The 12165-nt window shown below is 64.2% G+C and carries 13 protein-coding genes; 4 read left to right on the forward strand and 9 right to left on the reverse strand.

The genetic code is table 11. The annotated features are described in order from the left end of the window. The 3 genes from H8A95_RS22370 to pheS form a co-directional block, all read right to left on the reverse strand. Positions 1–777, reverse strand: a complete 777-nt coding sequence (locus tag H8A95_RS22370; RefSeq protein WP_229185053.1) for a sulfite exporter TauE/SafE family protein — start codon at positions 775–777, stop codon at positions 1–3. 207 nt (positions 778–984) lie between these two features. Then, a complete protein-coding gene (gene pheT / locus H8A95_RS22375) occupies positions 985–3393 on the reverse strand; it encodes a phenylalanine--tRNA ligase subunit beta (protein WP_229185054.1) in 2409 nt (802 codons plus the stop codon). Positions 3394–3469: 76 nt separating this feature from the next. After that, the gene (pheS, locus tag H8A95_RS22380; RefSeq protein WP_229185055.1) at positions 3470–4552 is read right to left on the reverse strand and encodes a phenylalanine--tRNA ligase subunit alpha; all 1083 of its coding nucleotides are present in this window, start codon (positions 4550–4552) and stop codon (positions 3470–3472) included. Between the two features lie 221 nt (positions 4553–4773). Between pheS and H8A95_RS22385 the strand changes: the two genes are divergently transcribed. Further along, the gene (locus tag H8A95_RS22385; RefSeq protein WP_229185056.1) at positions 4774–5184 is read left to right on the forward strand and encodes a hypothetical protein; all 411 of its coding nucleotides are present in this window, start codon (positions 4774–4776) and stop codon (positions 5182–5184) included. Between the two features lie 15 nt (positions 5185–5199). On the opposite strand, the gene rplT is transcribed toward H8A95_RS22385, so the two are convergent. From rplT to infC, 3 genes are all read right to left on the reverse strand, one after another. After that, the gene (gene rplT / locus H8A95_RS22390; protein WP_229185057.1) at positions 5200–5559 is read right to left on the reverse strand and encodes a 50S ribosomal protein L20; all 360 of its coding nucleotides are present in this window, start codon (positions 5557–5559) and stop codon (positions 5200–5202) included. 77 nt (positions 5560–5636) lie between these two features. After that, positions 5637–5837: a 50S ribosomal protein L35 gene (gene rpmI / locus H8A95_RS22395; RefSeq protein WP_008539890.1), complete on the reverse strand. Its 201-nt coding sequence runs from the start codon at positions 5835–5837 to the stop codon at positions 5637–5639. Between the two features lie 290 nt (positions 5838–6127). After that, entirely contained in the window at positions 6128–6667 is a 540-nt protein-coding gene (gene infC / locus H8A95_RS22400; protein WP_229185068.1) for a translation initiation factor IF-3, read from the reverse strand. A gap of 228 nt (positions 6668–6895) precedes the next feature. Between infC and H8A95_RS22405 the strand changes: the two genes are divergently transcribed. Both H8A95_RS22405 and H8A95_RS22410 read left to right on the forward strand, forming a co-directional pair. Beyond that, on the forward strand, positions 6896–7696 hold the full coding sequence (locus H8A95_RS22405; protein ID WP_229185058.1) for an alpha/beta hydrolase: 801 nt from the start codon (positions 6896–6898) through the stop codon (positions 7694–7696). Between the two features lie 23 nt (positions 7697–7719). Continuing rightward, a complete protein-coding gene (locus H8A95_RS22410) occupies positions 7720–8187 on the forward strand; it encodes a nuclear transport factor 2 family protein (RefSeq protein WP_229185059.1) in 468 nt (155 codons plus the stop codon). A 139-nt stretch (positions 8188–8326) separates the two neighbouring features. On the opposite strand, the gene H8A95_RS22415 is transcribed toward H8A95_RS22410, so the two are convergent. Genes H8A95_RS22415 through H8A95_RS22425 form a run of 3 tightly spaced genes read right to left on the reverse strand, consistent with a single transcriptional unit; the run spans position 8327 to position 10988 of the window. After that, a complete protein-coding gene (locus tag H8A95_RS22415) occupies positions 8327–9124 on the reverse strand; it encodes an acyl-CoA thioesterase domain-containing protein (protein WP_229185060.1) in 798 nt (265 codons plus the stop codon). A 35-nt stretch (positions 9125–9159) separates the two neighbouring features. Next, positions 9160–10347: a tRNA epoxyqueuosine(34) reductase QueG gene (queG, locus tag H8A95_RS22420; RefSeq protein WP_229185061.1), complete on the reverse strand. Its 1188-nt coding sequence runs from the start codon at positions 10345–10347 to the stop codon at positions 9160–9162. Then, complete coding sequence (locus H8A95_RS22425) at positions 10296–10988, reverse strand: glutathione S-transferase family protein (RefSeq protein ID WP_229185062.1); 693 nt, start codon at positions 10986–10988, stop codon at positions 10296–10298. Before H8A95_RS22425 ends, queG begins: the two co-directional genes overlap by 52 nt. Before the next feature lie 262 nt (positions 10989–11250). Between H8A95_RS22425 and H8A95_RS22430 the strand changes: the two genes are divergently transcribed. Then, the gene (locus H8A95_RS22430) at positions 11251–12057 is read left to right on the forward strand and encodes an undecaprenyl-diphosphate phosphatase (RefSeq protein ID WP_229185063.1); all 807 of its coding nucleotides are present in this window, start codon (positions 11251–11253) and stop codon (positions 12055–12057) included. Positions 12058–12165 lie beyond the last annotated feature (108 nt).

A 12165-nucleotide genomic window follows, 5' to 3' on the forward strand; every position in this document is an offset into this window, starting at 1 on the left:
CTAGCCGCCGCGCAAGATGCCATCAAGCGCGGGCAGGCCGACGATGACGGCCGCGGCGATCAGCGCGTAGCAGATCGCACGAAATACCTGCTCGCTTGCCTTGCCGAACAGCGAGGCGCCGAACCAGACGCCGATGCCGTAGATCGGACCGACGATCAGCGAGAACTTGACCGATTCGAGCGTGATCAATCCGGTGAACCAGTAACTGACCAGCGAGAAGAAATCCGAGGCACCGAAGAACAGCACGATGTTGGCGCGTGAGATAACCGACGAGATCGGGCGTCCCAGCCAGTAGGCGACGATCGGCGGGCCGCCGGTCTGCGCGAGACCGCTGCAAAATCCGGAGAGGCCGCCGACGCCGATCGAGAGCGCGGCGTGATCCTTGCCGTGGTAGCGCCAGCCCGACAGCAACAGCACGAGCAACGCCGCGACGAAGCAGGAGATGATCCAGCGCGTGGTCACCGGCTCGAGCACCGTCAGGAAATAGGTGCCGATGGGAACGCCGACCAGCGCGCCGGCGACCATTACTGCGGTGGCTTTGCGGTCAGCGTGAGTCCAGGCGTTCGGCAGCAGCGGTGTGGCTGCGACGAAGTCGATGATGAGCAGCAGCGCCGCCACCAGCCGCGGCGCGGCGACGCTGCTCGCGAGCGGCATGAAGATCAACGCCGAGCCGAAGCCGGAGAAGCCGCGCGCCGTTCCCGACACGAAGGCGATCGCACAAATCGCGAGCGCGATGCTGATCGAGATGTCGGAGGGGATCAGGCTGAGGGAGAGCATGATGCGAAATACGGTTCAATCAGCCAGCCAGCAAACAAACTCGTGGCTTGATACAAGCGCCTGCGAAATTCAGATCCGTCATCCTGAGGTGCGAGCGGAGCGAGCCTCGAAGGATGAATCGGCCACAGACGGGGCCGTCGACCCTTAGAGACGGCCGCGATGCGGCCTCCTCAGGGTGACGGTGCAATAGACCGCCTTTGGCCCGCATCACGCGCGCAGCGTGCCGCCGGTCTTCTTCGTCACCTCGGCGACGACCTTGGCCGCAACCGCGTCGATTTCCTGGTCGGTCATCGTCTTCTCACGCGGCTGGATCGTCACCGCGATCGCGATCGACTTCTTGTCGGGATCGATGCCCTTGCCTTCGTAGACGTCGAACACGGTCACATCCGTGATCAGCTTCTTGTCGACACCCTGCGCTGCGCGGACGATGTCGCCGGCCTTGACGCTGCGATCGACGATGAAGGCGAAGTCGCGCGACACCGGCTGGAATGCGGAGAGATCCAGCACCGGCTTGGCACGCGTCGCCCGCTGCTTGCCTTGCGGGATGCGTTCGAGGATCACCTCGAACACGATCATCGGGCCGTCGGCGCCGAGCGCTTCGGCCGCACGCGGATGCAGCTCGCCGAAAGTGCCTAGCACGTTCTGCGGGCCGATCTGGATGGTGCCGGAACGCCCCGGATGCAGCCAGGCCGGGCCGCCGGGGACGATCTGCAGCGCCTGCATCGGCGCGCCGGCAGCCGCCAGCACGGCGAAGGCGTCGGCCTTGGCATCCATTGCGTCTGCAACAGCCGAGCCGGTCCAATCGCGTCCGATTCCCTTCGACGAGGCGTAGCCATGGCGCACGCCGGAGGCGGCGACGAGCTGGTCCTCGGGCTTGTCGCCGCGGAACACCTGGCCGACCTCGAACAGCGCGACATCGGGATAGCCGCGGTTGATGTTGGCCTGGGTGGCCGCGACGAGGCCGGGCAGCAGGCTCGGCCGCATGTCGGAGAGATCGGCCGCGATCGGGTTGGCGAGCACGAGCTCGCTCTGGCCGCCGCCGAACAGTTTGGCCGCGTCATTGGTGATGAACGACCAGGTCACGGCCTCCACCATGCCGCGGGCGCCGAGCGCGCGCTTGGCGCGGCGGGTGCGCAGCTGCATCGGCGTCAGCACCGGCTTGCGCGGCTCTTCGCCACGCTCGAACGGCGTCATCGGCACCTTGTCGACGCCGACGATGCGCACGATTTCCTCGACGATGTCGGCCTTGCCCTGCACGTCGGTGCGCCAGGACGGGATCGCGATCTTCACGACGGGGCCGTTGCCGGCCAGCATGAAGCCGAGCCGGGTGAGGATCAGCTTCACCTCGACCAGCGGCACCTCGATGCCGGCGAGACGCTTGACCTCCGTAAGCGGGAAGTCGATGACGCGATCCTCGCCGAACTGCTTGCCGACCACGACGTTCTCGGACGGCGTGCCGCCGCAGAGATCCAGCACCAGCTTGGTGGCGAGCTCGAGCCCGGGCACCATGAAGGCTGGGTCGACGCCGCGCTCGAAACGATAACGCGCGTCCGAATTGATGCCGAGCTTGCGGCCGGTCTGCGCGATGTTGATCTCGTTCCACAGCGCCGATTCGATCAGCACGTCGGTCGTGTTGTCGTCGCAGCCCGAGGCCTCGCCGCCCATGATGCCGGCGAGCGATTCGACGCCGTGCTCATCCGCGATCACGCAGACATTGCCGTCCAGCGTGTAGGTGCGGCCGTCGAGCGCGAGCAGCGTCTCGCCATCCTTGGCGTGGCGGACGGTGAGGTTGCCCTGCACCTTCCTGGCGTCGAATACGTGCAGCGGGCGCGCGCGGTCGTAGGTCATGAAGTTGGTGATGTCGACCAGCGCGTTGATCGGACGCAGGCCGATCGAGGTCAGCCGCTTCTGCAGCCATTCCGGCGACGGGCCGTTCTTGACGCCGCGCACCAGCCGCAGCGCGAAGCCCGGGCACAGCGAAGCGTCTTCCACCTTCACCTGGACCGGGCAAGGGAATTCACCCTTGATCGGCTTGATGCCGGGGTCCTTGAACTTGCCCATGTCGGCAGCGGACAGGTCGCGCGCGATGCCGTGCACGCCGGTGCAGTCCTGCCGGTTCGGCGTCAAATTGATCTCGATCATGGGATCGCCGAGCCCGGCCCAGTCGGCATAGCCCTTGCCGAGCGGCGCGTCGGCCGGCAGCTCCATGATGCCGTCATGGTCTTCCGAGATCTGCAATTCGGCCGCCGAGCACAGCATGCCGCGGCTCTCGACGCCGCGGATGGTGCCGACGCCGAGCGTGATGTTCTTGCCCGGAATATAGGTGCCGGGCGGCGAGAACACGCTGATCAACCCGGCCCGCGCATTCGGCGCACCGCACACCACCTGAACCGGCGCGCCACCGTCGCCGGTGTCGACCATGCATACGCGCAGACGATCCGCATTCGGATGCTGCTCGGCCGAGATCACGCGCGCGATAGTGAACGGCGCCAGTGCCTTCGCCTTGTCCTCGATGTTCTCGACCTCGAGCCCGATCATGGTGAGCTTGTCGGCGAGCTTCTCGAGCGGCTCATCGGTCTCGAGATGTTCCTTCAGCCAGGAGAGGGTGAACTTCACGGCTGCATGCCTCGGTTCTTGTTGGTGTTGACTAGGTTGTCTTGGCTCTTCGCAACATCGCGCGCAGGCGCAGACATCACGTGCTCAGCCCGCCCGCGATGGTCGGGATGTCGAGCGGCTTGAAGCCGTAGTGGTTGAGCCAGCGGATGTCGTTCTCGAACAGCTGGCGGAGATCGGCGATGCCGTATTTCAGCATCGCGATGCGGTCGAGGCCCATGCCCCAGGCAAAACCCTGGTAGACGTCGGGATCGATGCCGCAGGCGCGCAGCACGTTCGGGTGCACCATGCCGCAGCCGAGGATCTCCATCCAGTCCTCGCCTTCGCCGAAGCGGATCTCGCCCTTGTCGCGGCGGCACTGGATGTCGACCTCGAGCGACGGCTCGGTGAACGGGAAGAACGACGGCCGGAACCGCATGTTGATGTGGTCGACCTCGAAGAACGCCTTGCAGAACTCGTGCAGGATCCATTTGAGGTGGCCGAGATGCGAGCCCTTGTCGATGACGAGGCCTTCGACCTGGTGGAATTGCGGCGTATGCGTCGCATCGGAATCGATGCGATAGGTGCGGCCCGGGCAGATCACGCGGATCGGCGGCTTCTGGCTCAGCATCGTGCGCACCTGCACCGGCGAGGTGTGGGTGCGCAACAGCCTGCGCGAGCCGTCTTCCTTCGGATTGAAGAAGAAGGTGTCGTGCATCTCGCGGGCGGGATGGCCGATCGGGAAGTTCAGCTTGGTGAAGTTGTAATCGTCGGTCTCGATGTCGGGACCTTCGGCGATTGCAAATCCCATGTCGGCGAAGATGGTGTTGACCTCATCGAACACCTGGCTCAGCGGATGGATGCGGCCGGTCTCCGCCGGCGCCTCGCGCAGCGGCAGCGTGACGTCGATGGTCTCGGCGGCGAGGCGTGCATCGAGCGCGGCCGCCTTCAGCACGTCACGCTTCGCCGCGAGCGCCAGCGTCACCGCGTCCTTGGCGAGGTTGATCTTGGCGCCTTCGGTCTTGCGCTCCTCCGGCGACATCTTGCCGAGGGTGGCAAGCAGGGCCGAGATCGAGCCCTTCTTGCCGAGGGCCGCGACGCGCACCGCCTCGAGGGCGGCTTCGTCGCCGGCTGAGGCGATCTGGTCGAGGATGGATTTTTCGAGCGTTGCGAGGTCGGACACGGTCAATTCCTGCGCTTGAGCGGCGCATGGTCTGATGGGAAGAACCGGGAAGCGAACCGGACCTCGCCTTGCGGACCATGCACGAAAATTCGGCTGGGTTGTCGCCGCCCGAAGGCCGTAACGTCAAGCAAAAAGCCGGTCATTTCGGGCCCAGCGGCCGGCGGCATTGAACCCGGTGACGCGGGCGTGGGACCAAGGGGGAGTTCAAGGAGACCCACGCGATGTTGCTGCGATCTTGCCTGGCCGTGCCGGCGGTCCTGTTGATGCTCGGAACGGCACATGCCGCGACCGAGGAATGTCCCGCCAAATCGACCCAGATGGACGACATCATCGCAGAGCTCGAGAAGGCGCCGAGCTGCAACCGCGCGATGAAGGTCTTCGAGGCGTGCGAATACGGCGCCAGCGGAGACGTCCAGTTCGGCGAAGCGGTCGAGAAGAAATGCGAGGCGGACTTCCTGTCCGGCCTCAAGGGCGCACCGAAGCGGACGTACCAGCACGAGATGCAGGCCTGCGACCGCAAGTACCAGAATGAATCCGGCACCATGTACCGCTCATTCACGGCATTCTGCCGGGCGATCGTCGCGCAGCGCTATTCGCAGAAGGCGCTGAAAGCGGGCCCGAAAGCCCGCTAGAAGCTCCCGCCAGGATCAGGCTGCGAGGGCAGCCTTGGCCTTCTCGGCGATCGCCTGGAACGCAGCCGGCTCGGCGATGGCGAGATCCGACAGCACCTTGCGGTCGACGACGATGCCCGACTTGGACAGGCCGTTGATAAACACGCTGTAGGTCATGCCGAACGGACGGACCGCGGCGTTGATGCGCTGGATCCAGAGCGCGCGGAAGGTGCGCTTCTTGCGCTTGCGGTCGCGGAAGGCGTACTGGCCGGCCTTTTCGACCGCCTGCTTGGCGGTGCGGATGGTGTTCTTGCGGCGGCCGTAATAGCCCTTGGCGGCCTTGAAGACTTTCTTGTGCTTGGCGTGAGAGGTCACACCGCGTTTGACGCGAGACATGACGGAAATCCTTGAGATCTAGAAGAAGTGACGGGGCGCCGCGCTTGAGGCGGCCGGGTTCACGCAGCTGAGCGCGATCAGGCGTTCGGCAAGAAGTACTTCTTGACGTTGTCGCCGTCGGTCTTGAACAGCACGCGGGTGCCGCGGAGCTGACGGATCTGCTTCTTCGTCCGCTTGATCATGCCGTGGCGCTTGCCGCGCTGGGCGTGCATGACTTTGCCAGTGGCAGTCACCTTGAAGCGCTTTTTAGCGCCCGACTTGGTCTTCAACTTGGGCATTTAGCTCTCCTGTCGCCCAACACGAATATCGCCCAAAGAGGCGTTCGGCCGGCTAAAATGCTCGTTAGAGCGTTGAAAGTGCTATGGTTATTTCCGAATTGAAAGAACCTGCACTGAACGTCGCCACGGCAGCCCTTGATCAGCCGGGCGGCGAAGGCCTGGCTTATGACAGAGGATCGGCGGTTTTGCAACGTTTCAGGTAGCTAAACTACGGGAGCCCCCTAGACACGAAACGGCCCGCCAGAGGGTCTGACGGGCTGCTTCATTTTCAGCAAAGCGACGAATTCGAATTAGCGCGGCGCCAGCACCATCACGACCTGGCGGCCTTCAAACCTCGCGTCCTGCTCGACCTTGGCGAACTCGGCAACGTCGGCCTTCACCTTGTCCAAGAGCTTGGTGCCGATCTCCTGGTGCGCCATCTCACGACCGCGGTAGCGCAAGGTGATCTTGACCTTGTCGCCTTCCTCGAAGAAGCGCTGCATCGCGCGCATCTTCACGTCATAGTCGTGATCGTCGATCATCGGGCGGAGCTTGATCTCCTTGATCTCGACGACCTTCTGCTTCTTGCGAGCTTCGGCGGCCTTCTTCTGCGCGGAATATTTGTACTTGCCGTAGTCCATGATCTTGCAGACCGGGGGACTGACGTTCGGCGAAATCTCGACGAGATCCATGCCGGCTTCCATGGCCATCTTGATGGCCACCATCGTTTCGACGGTGCCCTGGTTGACACCATCTGCATCAATCAGCTGGATCTGCGCGTTGCGAATCTCATCATTGGTGCGCGGCCCGTCTTTTGCGACTGTGGGCGGGGCTCTATTGGGACGGCGAATGGGTAACTCTCCAAAGTTGTGAAAGGGAAGGCGGATATTTTGAAGCAAGACGCTGCGACGGGCAAGCGAACTCGCTCTTTTACGCGGCAAAACCGTCAATTGCGAGGCATTTTGGCCACGCCCGGCACATATAGCGGGCGCGCCTGCTCTGCAAGGCGGGCCTGCTGCCGTTGACCGCTGCCGCGCGACGATTGAAAAGCAGGTCTCTGACACGCGAGTGACCAAACCATGAGCCAAACCGCCGCATTCGAGCAGGAACCCGCCTTCATCGAGGTCGGCGAGGGCAGTTCGGCGCGCCGGATCGCGGTGCGCGCCCGGGCTGGCAGCAATCCCGGGCTGTTCTGGCTCGGCGGCTTCAAGTCCGACATGACCGGCACCAAGGCGATCGCGCTCGATGCATGGGCGGCTCAGCATGGCCGCAGCTCGGTCAGGTTCGACTATTCCGGCCACGGCGAGTCCGGCGGCGAATTCGCCGACGGCACGATCGGCCGCTGGCTTGAAGAGAGCGTTGCGGTGTTCTCGCAGTTCTGCAGCGGGCCGCAGGTCGTGATCGGCTCTTCGATGGGCGGCTGGATGGCGCTGCTGCTGGCGCGCGAGATCGCCAAACGCAGCAAGGCTGGCGGGAATGGCAAGCTCGCCGGCCTCGTGCTGATCGCGCCGGCGCCCGACTTCACCGAGGAGCTGATGTGGAAGTCCTTCTCGCCGGAGATACGGGCCGAGATCGAGACCAAGGGCATGTGGCTCAGGCCTTCGGAGTACGGTGACGGCACGCCCTATCCGATCACCCGCAATCTGATCGAGGAGGGCCGCAACCATCTGCTGCTCGGTAGCAAGATCGACGTCGGCTGTCCGGTGCGCATCCTGCAGGGCGCGCAGGATCCCGACGTGCCGTGGAAGCATGCGTTTGCGCTGGTGCACCGGCTGCCGGCCGAGGACGTGGTGCTGACCATGATCCAGGACGGCGACCACCGGCTGTCACGGCCACAGGACATCGCGCGCATCATCGCGGCGGTGGCGGAGATCGGCTAAGCTCCCTGCACAGGGAGAAGCCAATGGACACCACAACAATGCTGCGCGCGTTCTGCGACGCGGTCGAACAGCGCAACGGCAAGGCCTTTGCCGATCTCTTCACCGAGGACGGCGTCTATCACGACGTGTTCTACGGCGCCTTCGAGGGCCATGCGAAGATCGCCGAGATGATCGACGACTGGTTCTACCGGACGGCGACCGATTTCCGCTGGGTCATGCACGATCCCGTCAGCGACGGCAAAACGCTCTACGCGCGCTACACGTTCAGCTACCGCTCGACCCTGCCGGAGGCCAAGGGGGCCCGCGCGATGTTCGAGGGCGTCGCGATCATGCGGCTGCGCGACGGCAAGATCACGGAGTATCACGAGGTCGCCAACACCGCGCCCGCCTTCGTCGATCTGAACTTCGCGCCGGAACGGATCGCCAAGATCGTCGGCAAGCAGGGCACAGCGCTCAGGGCGCGGCCGGAGATGCAGCGGCATCTCGTGTGAGTTGCGACGTGATCCATCCGTCGTCATTCCGGGGCGCGCGAAGCGCGAGCCCGGAATCCATTTCTCCGTTCGTCGCTGCGGCCCGATGGATTCCGGGCTCGATGCTGCGCATCGCCCCGGAATGACGGCGGAGGGAATTTTACGGCGGCGGCGGATTGGTCATCGGCTTGCGCTGGGCGAGCGCCGCTACGGTCGAGGTGCCGATCGGGCCTTTCTCGTCATAGAGCCAGCATTCGCCGATCGCGATGCCGTCGGTGGCATGATGGTTGACGACCTCGAAGCCGATCCAGTTGGTCACCGGCAGACGGTGCAGATAGATCGTGACGTCGCTGTTGATGTAGCCGAGGCCCTGGTCGCCGGCATTGGCGAAGGGGCTGGCGAAATCCGCGCCGGTCGCGACATGGACGAACGGCGTCATCTTCACGCCGGCGACGAGCTCGCGGACTTCGCTCATCCAGAGCCTTCGCTCGCCGAGCGAGCCCATGTGTCCTGTGATCGGCCGCGTCTCCCATTTGCCGTTCATGCCAAGCCTCGGATCGGCCGGCTTCGGAATGTCTGCCGGCGCCGGCACCTGCCAGTTCGGCGGCGACCACACATTTCCCGGCGCATTTTCCGTCCTGCGGAACAACTGGCAGGAGGCGCGCGCCATGCTGGTGCCGCCGGAGACAAACTCGGCCTCGATCATCTTGATGCGCATGCCGTCGCGCACCAGCTTGGTCGTCACCTCGATCGGCGTCGTGATGTTGGGCAGCCGGAACATATCGACCGTCAGCCGCGCGGGGACGAAATCGTCGGAGCCGTGACGCTCCTCGATGACGAATGCGAGCAGGCCGATCACGACGCGGCCGTGCAGGGATTCCGGACTCCACGGTCCGTTCGCAACGGCCGTCGGCATGAAGCCGTCGCCGTGTCTGGTGAAAAATGGCTGGTTTGTCATGGCCCATCGACCTTGACGGGAATGGCGCGATGAAATCAAGAGGCGGCCGCGCGCCACTCCTGTTGCACGCTGAGGTCGGGCTCGCCGCCGGACCGCGATGCCAGCGTCGCGAACGCATCGCGTGGCATCAGTTGCGACAGCGCCCACACTGCCGCGCCGCGCACCAGCGGGCTGGCGTCGTCGAGCAGACGCTGTGCTTCGCCGGCAAGGTTCGCATCGCCGGAGTTGCCGATTGCGATCAGCACATTGCGGATGAAGCGATCGCGGCCGATGCGCTTGACCGGCGATTTCGTGAACAGCGTGCGAAAGGCCGGATCGTCGAGCCGCGCGAGCTCAGCGAGCGCAGGCGCGCGCAACGCATCGCGCGCGGCGAGCTTCTGCTCGCGGCCCGCCTCGGCGAACTTGTTCCACGGACACACTGCGAGGCAATCGTCGCAGCCATAGATGCGGTTGCCGATGGCCTTGCGGAATTCGTGCGGGATCGGACCCTTGTTCTCGATCGTCAGATACGAGATGCAGCGCCGCGCATCGAGCTTGTAGGGCGCGGGAAATGCCGCGGTCGGGCAGATGTCCTGGCAGGCGTTGCAGCTGCCGCAGTGATCGGCTTCGCCATCGTCGCACGGCAGCTCGGTGGCAGAATAGATCGCGCCGAGAAACAGCCACGAGCCGAACTCGCGCGACACCAGATTGGTGTGCTTGCCCTGCCAGCCGATGCCGGCAGCCTGCGCCAGCGGCTTCTCCATCACAGCGGCGGTGTCGACGAACACTTTCACCTCGTCACCGGTCGCAGCATTGAGCCAGCGCGCCAGAATCTTCAGCCGCTTCTTGATCACGTCGTGATAGTCGTCGCCCTGCGCATAGACCGAGATCGCGCCATGCGATCGACGCGCGAGAATATCCAGCGGATTGTCATCGGGCCCGTAATTGACGCCGAGCATGATGATCGAGCGTACGCCACCCCACAGCGCGCGCGGATCGGCGCGTCGCTCTGGATTGGTCGCGAGCCAGTCCATGTCGCCATGGCCGCCGGAGCCGAGGAACTCGAGGAAATATCTTCCGGCCTCGCTGGTCGCATCAGGCGTGGTGAAGCCGATGGCGTCGAAGCCGAGCGCGCGCGCCTCGCGCCCAAGCGCCGCCTTGAGATCGGACGGAGAGAGCCTGACCGCCTGGTTCAGAAGTCGAGGTCCACATAGGTCCGCGACGCCGGCACCCCCGCCAGCCATTCGCTGAGCAGCGGGCGGAACGACGGGCGGGATTTCACCCGCGCGTACCACGCCTTTGCCGCGTCGTCCTCGCTCCATGGCACGTCGCCCAGATAGTCGATCGCCGAGAGATGCGCCGCGGCGGCGAGATCCGCGTAGGTGAGGCGGTCGCCGGCGAGATAGTTCCGCGTCTTCGCCAGCCAGCCGATGTAACTCAGATGATAGCGCACATTGACCTTGGCGGCGCGCATGATGTCGGGCGCCGGCGGACCGCCGCCATTGTCCTCGCTCATGAAGCGCTTGTAGATCCGCTCGGTCACCAGCGGGTTGGAGGCTTCCTCGAAGAACTTCTCGTTGAACCACGCCATCAGCCGGCGCACCTCGACGCGCTCGGCCATCGACGTCGGCAACAACCGCCGTTCGCCGGCCTCGAGGCCGTGCGCCTCGTCGACATATTCGGCGATGATCGGGGCCGCCGGAATCGGCGGAAAGCCCTCGGCGATAAGCACCGGCGTGGTTGCCGCCGGATTGAGCGCCAAAAACGCCTCGCGCCGTTCCCAGACCCGTTCCTCAACAAGGCGCAAATCGAGGCCATACTCGCCGAGCACGAGGCGGATAAAGCGCGAATGCGGACAGAACGGATGGTGATACAGCGTGTACATGAAGCCCTTGGTAGTTTCGTGGCGCTTAAGAAACCATCAACCTGTGTGACCTGACCTGCAATTTGGCCGGGACAGTTCCGCTCGTCTCTATGTCGCGTCGGCACACAAACCGGTAGCCACCCCCGCAGACGGTGCGGGTCACAAAAACGCTATAGCCCAGCAAATCGGCCGGGTAACCCATTGTTTGACGATTCTTTGCGATTGCGGCCTATGTGCGAATAAGCGAGAAGAATTCGGTTTTCCACACAGGGCAGATCAGATCATGATGACGGATATGCTGCGGGCGGTGATTCTCGGCATCGTCGAGGGCGTCACAGAGTTCCTGCCGGTCTCTTCGACAGGCCACCTGCTGCTTGCGGAGCGCTTCTTCAATCTCGGCGAAGGCAATTTCTGGAAGAGCTTCGCGATCCTGATTCAGCTCGGTGCGATCCTCGCGATCCTCGTGCTCTACTTCACCAAATTGTGGCGCGTGGCGCTCGGCATGTTCTCGAATCCCGACGACCGCCGCTTCGTGATCGGCGTGCTGGTGGCGTTCCTGCCGGCTGTCGTGATCGGCCTGATCGCCGGCAAATACATCAAGGAGTTCCTGTTCAATCCCTGGGTGGTCTGCTTCACGCTGATCGTCGGCGGCGCCGTCCTGCTCTGGGTCGATCAGCTCGATCTCAAAGTATACGAGGACGACGCGACCCGGTTCCCGCTGCTGATGTATTTCTGGATCGGCGTCGCGCAGTGCCTGGCGATGATTCCCGGCGTGTCGCGCTCCGGCGCCAGCATCGTGGCTGCGATGCTGCTCGGCGCCGACAAGCGCTCGGCGGCGGAGTTCTCGTTCTTCCTCGCGATCCCGACCATGGTCGGCGCGTTCGCCTATGATTTCTACAAGAACCGCGGCGACTTCACGTCCGACGGTCTCAGCGTGATCGCGGTCGGCTTCGTGGTGTCTTTCATCACGGCGATGATCGTGGTGAGGGCATTCCTCAACTTCGTCACCCGCCGCGGCTTCACCTTCTTTGCCTGGTGGCGCGTGATCGTCGGCACGCTCGGCCTGATCGCGCTGGCGATGGGAAGGTAAAGGCATTCTCCGCTGTCGTCCCTGCGAAAGCAGGGACCCATAACCGCAGCTCTCTGCTTTGTGCAGAGCTGTGGCCCCATCTCGCGTAACCAACAAAGAACTGTGGTT

The organism is Bradyrhizobium oropedii (genome assembly GCF_020889685.1).
GTDB lineage: Bacteria > Pseudomonadota > Alphaproteobacteria > Rhizobiales > Xanthobacteraceae > Bradyrhizobium > Bradyrhizobium oropedii.